This window comes from Bartonella sp. LB28NMGDW (assembly GCF_042194435.1).
In the GTDB taxonomy this organism is placed as follows: domain Bacteria; phylum Pseudomonadota; class Alphaproteobacteria; order Rhizobiales; family Rhizobiaceae; genus Bartonella; species Bartonella grahamii.
This window is the reverse complement of record NZ_JBHIMX010000026.1, coordinates 1-7,172: the sequence shown is the minus strand read 5'-3', so window position 1 is coordinate 7,172 and position 7,172 is coordinate 1. Positions and strand designations below refer to the sequence as shown.

General features: G+C 42.6%; 5 protein-coding genes. All 5 read right to left on the bottom strand.

The window, feature by feature from the left end; translation table 11 throughout:
* Positions 1 to 50: 50 nt before the first annotated feature.
* A complete protein-coding gene (locus tag ACFIKG_RS08160) occupies positions 51 to 620 on the bottom strand; it encodes an SMI1/KNR4 family protein (RefSeq protein ID WP_375652084.1) in 570 nt (189 codons plus the stop codon).
* A 52-nt stretch (positions 621 to 672) separates the two neighbouring features.
* Positions 673 to 1,251 (bottom strand): SMI1/KNR4 family protein, encoded by a 579-nt coding sequence (locus ACFIKG_RS08155; RefSeq protein ID WP_375627483.1) that lies wholly within the window; start codon positions 1,249 to 1,251, stop codon positions 673 to 675.
* Positions 1,252 to 1,305: 54 nt separating this feature from the next.
* Positions 1,306 to 1,887: an SMI1/KNR4 family protein gene (locus tag ACFIKG_RS08150; RefSeq protein ID WP_375652083.1), complete on the bottom strand. Its 582-nt coding sequence runs from the start codon at positions 1,885 to 1,887 to the stop codon at positions 1,306 to 1,308.
* A gap of 46 nt (positions 1,888 to 1,933) precedes the next feature.
* Positions 1,934 to 2,509 (bottom strand): SMI1/KNR4 family protein, encoded by a 576-nt coding sequence (locus ACFIKG_RS08145; protein WP_375627485.1) that lies wholly within the window; start codon positions 2,507 to 2,509, stop codon positions 1,934 to 1,936.
* Between the two features lie 64 nt (positions 2,510 to 2,573).
* The coding region (locus ACFIKG_RS08140; protein WP_375652082.1) for a DUF637 domain-containing protein at positions 2,574 to 7,172 on the bottom strand (4,599 nt) is incomplete at its 5' end.

Sequence of the window (7,172 nt, the reverse complement as noted above, 5' to 3'; positions counted from 1 at the left end):
ATGATCCTCAAAACGTGCGTTATAAACGCTCCATATTTCCTCTATCAATTTCACCTCTTCCATAGTTTTTTCCAAAAGCTCTTGTAGAAAGGGATAGGTTGCGGAGTGGGAGTGTGCTCAATCTTTTCAATCGGTTGGTCACCATCAGGTATCTCAACTCCCGCGTGTACTTTAATTCTTTTGCAAAGGAATTCATAAAAATTACTTGCGTAATATTCGCAATCTTCAGATGGAAGCATGACATAGATTGGGCATTCTCCATCCCGAAACTGCGTATAATCAAAATAAAAGGTTTCACCAAAAGCAGCATCACAAACGATAAGCTGTTTTGGTGTTGCGAAACCACGTTTTCTATCATTTAAGTTTTGAAAAACAATATCATCAAAAGGAACACCTATAGGATGCTCATAAAGACTATAGATTTCATAACCACCAATGTCCCCGCCTTTATAATGTTTTAAAAAAACTTTATAGGAAGATGTGAATTGTAAACCGAGAGCTTTCTCTGCTTTTTCAATCACGAGATCATCAACCGCATTTTCTGCAATCCCAAAACTAACAATATCACCATCATATTTATCAATTAATACTGCAACATCAGCTAAGGTATAGGTTTTCATAGATGATCCTCAAAACGTGCGTTATAAACGCTCCATATTTCCTCTATCAATTTCACCTCTTCCATAGTTTTTTCCAAAAACTCTTGTAAAAAGGGATAGGTTGCGGAGTGGGAGTGTTCTCAATCTTTTCAATTGGTTGATCACCATCAGGTATCTCTTCTCCCGCGTGTACTTTAATTCTTTTACAAAGGAACTCATAAAAATTACTCGCGTAATATTCGCAATTATCCAATGGAAACCTGACATAGAGTGGGCATTCACCATCCCGAAACTGCGTATAATCAAAATAAAAGGTTTCATCAAAATCAGCGTAACACACGACAAGCTGTTCTGGTGTCGTAAAACCATCTCTTCTATCATTTAAGTTTTGGAAAACAACGTCATTAACAGAAACACCTATAGGATGCTCATAAAGACTATAGATTTCTTCACCACTAATGTCCCCACCTTTATAATGTTTAAAAAAACTCTTGTAAGACGACGTGAATTGTAAACCGAGAGCTTTCTCCGCCTTTTCAATCACAAGATCATCAACTGCATTATCTTTAATACGAAAATGGATAATATCATCATCATATTTATTCACTTTATCAATTAATACTGCAACATCATCTAAGGTATAGGTTTTCATAGATGATCCTCAAAACTTGCGTTATAAACGCTCCATATTTCCTCGCTATCAATTTCACCTCTTCCATAGTTTTTTCCAAAAACTCTTGTAAAAAGAGATAGGTTGCGGAGTGGGAGTGTGCTCAATCTTTTCAATCGGTTGATCACCATCAGGTATCTCTTCTCCCACGCTTTCTTTAATTCTTTTGCAAAGGAATTCATAAAAATTACTTGCGTAATATTCGCAATCTTCAGATGGAAGCATGACATAAAGTGGGCATTCACCATCCCGAAATTGAGAGTAATCAAAATAAAATGTTTCACCAAAATCAGTTCTATTCACGGCAAGCTGATTTGGTTTTGCGAAACCATTTTTTATATCCGTCAAATGATAGAAAACAATATCACCAGCAGGACACTTATCAAAACTTGCGTTATAAATGCTAAATATTTCATCACCTCCAATTTCTCCTCCCTTATAATTTTTTAAAAAATCCTTATAAGAAGTTGTAAACTGTAAACCGAGAGTTTTTTCTGCCTCTTTAATCCGTACATCACTAACTGCATCCTCTGCAGTACCAAAATTGATAATCTCATCATCATATTTATTCACTTTATCAATTAATACTGCAACATCATCTAAAGTATAGGTTTTCATGGATGAACCTCAAAACGTGCGTTATAAACGCTCCATATTTCCTCTATCAATTTGACCTCTTCCATAGTTTTTTCCAAAAACTCTTGTAAAAAGGTATAGGTTGCGGAGTGGGAGTGTTCTCAATCTTTTCAATCGGTTGGTCACCTTCAGGTATCTCTTCTCCCGCGCTTTCTTTAATTCTTTTGCAAAGGAATTCATAAAAATTACTTGCGTAATATTCGCAATCTTCAGATGGAAGCATGACATAAAGTGGGCATTCTCCATCCCTAAACTGTGTATAATCAAAATAAAAGGTTTCACCAAAAGCAGCATCACAAACGATAAGCTGTTTTGGTGTTGCGAAACCACGTTTTCTATCATTTAAGTTTTGAAAAACAATATCATCAAAAGGAACACCTATAGGATGCTCATAAAGACTATAGATTTCATAACCACCAATGTCCCCGCCTTTATAATGTTTTAAAAAAACTTTATAGGAAGATGTGAATTGTAAACCGAGAGCTTTCTCCGCATTTTCAATCACGAGATCACCAACTGCGTCATCTTCAGAACAAAAATTGACAATATCACCTTCATATTTATCAACTAATTGTATAACATCATCTAAGGTATAGGTTTTCATCAATTATTCTCCATCAATTATTCTATAAATCTCTGTTTTTTCTCTTTTCATCAACCGTAGATCACTACTGCCGGTGCTCCTGTCCCCATCTGTCAAAATTTAGACCTATAATGCCCCATTTCATATTGATTATTCCTCCTAAACTACTGTTTTTTTGTTCTCCATGCCCATTGCCGTATTCTTTCCAATATTCCTCTCTCTGCTTCTCAAACTTTTTTCTCTCTATAAGCGATTGATGTGTTTTTGGATTAGCATGAATAACAGAAGTATATTTTTTATGAAATTCATGGCTAATTTCCGCTAGGGGTCCATCGGGGGTTTGCTTTAGGTGATGCAACTCAACAGGCTTGCCATCAAACCCCATAGGTGCTCTTCCTGTTTTTGTCCTTTCAATATTGGTACCCCACACCTTTTTCTTCTTTACTGTCCAATTAACAATTTGGTTAGGATCAAACAAATCGTCTCTCCGATAAACTGTGTAGGTCTGTCCAAATTTGCTATCGGTAAATTTAGTGGGTTTCTTTTTTAACCAAAGCTTTTTTTCTTTAGCGGCGAGTTTGGTCAGTTCTTTCCTAGCAGCTAGTTTGTCAGGATCTCCTTGAGCTGCAAGTTCTGCAAGATTTTTCTTGGAAGCGAATTGGGCAAAATCTTTCCTAGCAATGAATTTAATCCAAGCCTTTTCGCCAAGCTTTATGGCTCCCTTGGCTGCTCCAGCAACTCCTGTCATTAGGGATGCTGTTTCAGTCAATAATTTTCCAAATTCAAGTCCAGCTTTAAAGGATCCACCAGCACCGGCTCGCTCATATTCCTCCTCCATTTTATTAATGCGATCTACATAGGACTGTCCAAGGGTCCGACCAATTGTCGCCAAAATCTCATCACTGCTGAAAAAATCTTTGAGCGCTTTCAAAGTCTCTTCGGGATGTTTGGCTAGTTGCCAAAAACCATCAAGCGTATCGTATATTTCAGCCGGTACACCAGCTACTATACCAGCCCCAAAGCTTATACCTTGCCCTGTACTAATCGCAGACCACTTCGCAGACACTTCTGCTTCACATAAAAGGTCAGGACACTCCTTTAATTCTTTATTCATCTGGGCTATTTGAGCACTGCTGAGGTAGTTATTTGCAGCGGCATTTCCAGCGGCATCGGCACCGGCATCAACATTGCCACCGGCAAGGGCAGCGGCAACGCCCCCAGCAGCCCGTGCAACATCAATGGTGTGGTCTCTAAAGTCAGCAAACTGCGCATCAATCTTTGCGTTTATACGCGCTTCCTCTTCCGGAGTTGGGGTGCGACCGTTTAGGTCCCCCATTTCCTCTTTCACAATGCCTTGCACCCACAGTTTAAACTGGAGCATGGCTGTGGCTTCACCCACAGCCCCGCCGATAGCACCGGCAGAGCAAGCACCGCTCGCAACAGCGCCTTTTAAGCAGCCAAGACCGGCGTGGGCAACGATCTGAGTGACTGTATCTATTTTGCCTTCTGCCTTGGCAGTACCAATTTCTTCTGCCAACGATTTGCCAACCGTATCAGACAGGGCGATGCGCAGATTGTTAAAAAAGTTCTTGTCAAGAGAGCCACCCTCAAGAGCCGTTTGAACGCTCGTGCCAATGGCGGCTTTGATCAGGTTCTTTTCCGCTTCAAGGGCAATGCGATCGACAAAAGGAGCGGTTTTTGGCAAAGATTGTCCAACACCAACCATTTCCGTTATTTGGCTGGTTAAGCCTGCTGTCAACATCGACGAGACAATGCTGAGAATATTCTTGGAAGAACCAAGCTCATGCAAGGCGCCGGCAATATCACCGCGATTGTTAACAAGAGCCACAGCGCTTTTGTTAATCAGCGCTTGGACACCAGCCTGTATCGCCGCATTCATGGCGGTGCTCGAGCCAAGCCCCAAAGCACCGGTAATGGCACTAGCAGCGCCCGAGGCTGCTCCACCCGTAACCGCCGTGACAGCCAATGCCACGAGAGCCGCACCGGCTTCTGTCAGCCCTTGGGCTTTATAATCCCAGTCTTTAAACTCAGCCTTAACTGCTTGCCAATCAACTTGCTTGGATAACACGGGATCATCACGCAGTTGCTTGATCCATGCCATGCCTGGAGAGTGTGACAATTGCTCAAGGGATTTGTCTAAATCACCGGTTGCCTCATATTCAACAACAAAGCCATTGCCTGCATCAAGCTTCATGCCACCCTTAGCATCTATGGTGACATGCTCGATGGTCTCCTTAAGGTAACCTTCGTCACCCTCACTCCACCACACAAGGTTTTCATTACGCTGATAAACATCCTTAAAATCTTGATCCTTGTTGGTGAGAAACTTGATCTTCCCATTATCTGATGTCAAATGCGTCTGACCACCACTTGATAGCCCTGCCGCACCAAGTGTGAGATCCCCATTTTGCGCGTGTATGGAGAGGTCTTTGCTAAACTCCATCGTGCTTTTGTTTGTGGTAACTTCAGTTGATTGTTGACGAAACTTATTCTTTTGTTTCGATTTGTCGCCTTCTTTGCCCCTAAGATCCAAGTCAAAACTGTTAACGTCTTGCACCGAAGTCAGCGTGAAAGCAGCACCACTGGTGAGATTCCCATTACCTTCTCCTTTTACCTTAGCCCCATCCATGATGAGGTCGCCGTTCGTAACAACGTTAAGATCATCCCCACTGTTAACTTCACTCAAACGGTGCTCTCTGCTTTGGGCGTTATAATGCCCTTTTTCCAATGTCTGCGCATGTTCACTTTCTAGCGCCAATGCACTAAACGTGGCAGAACCACCGATAATCATCGTCATCGGACCGCCGCTGGTGAATTCCCCACCCTCTGCGCCAAGATCACCAAGGGATTGGATGTTTAATTCATGATTAGAGAGAATTTGTCCCTTCTGCCCAGCTCGATCAACAAAACCATATGCATTCGTGTCACGGATTTTAGCGGTGCTATTGACAATCGTATCACCCGTCATGGTAACCGTATCACCATGAATAACACCGGAAGAATTGGCTAAAAGACCGTTACTGGTGAGCTCTACAGCTCCGGTACCAAGCAAAAACCCACCATTATTGAACAAAGTTTGCGTGGTCGAAACGTGCAGTGCATCATCACTTACCACAGCACCGCTATTGGTAAGACGGTCCGCATTCAAGGTGACGCCATTGCCTTTCAAACGTGCACTGGCAAGATTTTCTTGCAATCCTTGTGCTTTTTTTATCCCTTGTTCTGAAGAGGAGGTTGGCGCCAAATAAACGTGGGGTACCAAGACCTCTTGTCCGTCGACAAGGTGGATCTCAAGCCAGATCATATCCTTTTTGATCTCAGCAATCTGCTGAGGCGTTAAGGGCTTGCCTAGCACTAACCCCAAGGGACCTTGCTGCTCCACAGCATTGTCATAGAGCGTTTGCATTTGAGCATTGGGATCTTCATCATCAAGAAGAGTGCGATTGCCTGTCAGCTCAAAGATTTGCTCACCCACCAGACGATATTCAAAATAAGCATCGCCCAATCTTTTGAACACGTTCTCAGGCTTATAATTGCCAATCTTTTTTAAGTAATAGTCCGATCCTAAAAATTTACTTGGGTTGATAAAGTCCTGTCGCGTCTCAACTAAAAACGGCACATCCGGTGATTGGCTGCCAGCTAACTCTGTCTTGACAGAGCTAAGCCCATCTTGCGTTGGCACCTGTATGGATTCTGGTGCGGGTGTTTGGATGCTCGGTGCAAAAAGCCCTTTGTGTCCTTTCAAACCATTGATAATGCCGTCCAATCGATCATCACTAATCAGTGGTTTGGAACCATCAAAATCGGTGTTTTTAACACCAGCCAAACCTTTATCTCCAGAGCTTAAGCCAACTTGCTCAACCCCCTCACGCACCGCATGATTGTCAAGAGTGTCTGTAACCTTGACATCAAGCGTGCCACCAGCTTCAATCGTGCCATAAACAGCATCATAGGTGCGCGTGATTATTACAGGATCATCAACATATTCCGATGTGTCTGTATCTCCTATTTGAGCCACCCCTGCACCCAAAATATCACCAGATGTAGTCTCGATACGTGTTGTCGTCTCAATCTTGGTTGTTTCGGTTAAATCGCGCCCTTCATTGAGCAGCGTATTTCCCTGCATCTCAATGTTGCCATTAGCAGCAATTAAACTGTAGCTATTACGGATATCGCCGGCATTAATTGTCAGATGACGTCCTACTAAAATTTGTGCAGCATTATTGGTAAAATGAGGCCGCTGCTGACTAACCGTCGTTGTAACTCTGGTAGTTGTAGTGGTTGTATCAACCAAAAGCCACCCATCTTTTTCGGTATGTGATGTTTCATGGACATTGCGATTAACCACTTTATCGCTAACTTCAACCCCGCCTTCACGCATGTTGGTAAGCGCTGAGACATCGAAGGTCATATCGCCGGACACGGCTTCTAAAAGCCCTGAGCTGTTGATCACATGACCAGCCCGCTCTCCACTTAAACCACGGATGATGAGATTGTCTTCAGCAATGACGTCGGCAAACTTATTGATAAAATCCCCATCTAAGGAGAGCGTTGCAGATTTCTTGGCATAAATCAGTCCGCTATTGCTCAGATCAGCGCTCACATTGAGCGCAACCCCATCACCACTTGAACCAATACTGCCGGCATTGTCCAAAACATCTGC